General features: G+C 43.5%; 1 pseudogene. It reads left to right on the forward strand.

Features of this window, described 5'->3' with window-relative positions:
* Positions 1–115: 115 nt before the first annotated feature.
* Positions 116–993: pseudogene (locus HMPREF0083_RS26030) on the forward strand (pentapeptide repeat-containing protein).
* Positions 994–1,353 lie beyond the last annotated feature (360 nt).

A 1,353-nucleotide genomic window follows, 5' to 3' on the forward strand; every position in this document is an offset into this window, starting at 1 on the left:
CTGGATCATACTGGATAATCAACACCCTTGATATATAATAATTGACTGTGAAATTATCCGGTGATAGTATACTGAATACTTACCAAGTAAGAAGGAAACAAAGAAGGTGCACATATTGTTTGAGAATCATGCTTACCCAAATCAAAAGCGCGGCATTAGTCATAACAGTCTGCATGCTGACTGTGAGAACTGCTTCGGCTTGTGTTGTGTTGCACTACCCTTCGCGGCCTCGGCAGATTTTGCAATCGATAAAGATGCCGGCAGGCCCTGCCCTAATCTGCAATCGGACTTTCGTTGCAGCATTCATAAAAGCCTCAGGGAACAGGGGTTTAAGGGGTGTACTGTTTTTGATTGCTTCGGGCAGGGCAAAAGGTTTCCCAGGTCACCTTCGCAGGGGTCGACTGGCGTGAAGATTCAGAAAAGGCAAAGAAAATGTACAATGTGTTTCCAATTATGAAACAACTTCATGAGATGCTCTGGTATCTAACCGAAGCTTTAACGTTGAAAGCATCTCGTCCGATTCACAGAGAACTTAGCTTCGCGCTTGACGAGACAGAACGACTTTCTCAGCTTAATCCTGATTTACTCATGGAACTCGATGTTCCGTCACACCGAGCAGATGTAAACGCTTTGCTTTTAAAGACAAGCGAACTAGTATGGACTGAGTTACGTCGCCGGCATAAGAGTTTTCAAAAAAGTAAGAGAAGCGACTTTAGGGGAGCTGATCTTATAGGTGCAAATCTTAGAGGAGCAGATCTTAGGGGAGCCAACTTAAGAGGAGCATGCCTTATTGCTGCTGACCTCCGAGACGCTGATTTGAGGGCGACTGACCTTATCGGTGCAGATTTACGAGATGCTGACCTTAGAGGAGCAGATCTCACCGATAGTATCTTTCTCACTCAAGTTCAGATTAACTCGGCGAAGGGTGATGTACATACAAAATTACCGCCCTTGCTTTCTCGCCCGACAAACTGGTCTGTATTGAGCAAATAAAATAACGTAAAAGCAGCCCAATCTCTCGTAACTAAAGGTTGATTTTTAAACAGCTCTATTATACTCATGATGATAGGAATATTAACACCGTCCGGAAAATCGGAACGGTGTTTTGTACATTTTGGTATCAAAATTAAACTATAGGGCAAGGGTGCTGGTTATCCGGTATTATCCATATTGGATGGCTACAACAACGAGTCCTGAGTGGGCGATAGGTACACCTCCCGCATAAAAGCGTATATCATTGCTGCTTGCTCTAGCCAATTGTTTGTCATCAAGCCATTATTATAAATTTCATAAGTGCCCCATACTCACATCACGTTTGGATTTTTAACTTCCCTCCGAAAGAAGTCTCCCACT

Origin of the sequence: Aneurinibacillus aneurinilyticus ATCC 12856 (genome assembly GCF_000466385.1) — a bacterium.
In the GTDB taxonomy this organism is placed as follows: domain Bacteria; phylum Bacillota; class Bacilli; order Aneurinibacillales; family Aneurinibacillaceae; genus Aneurinibacillus; species Aneurinibacillus aneurinilyticus.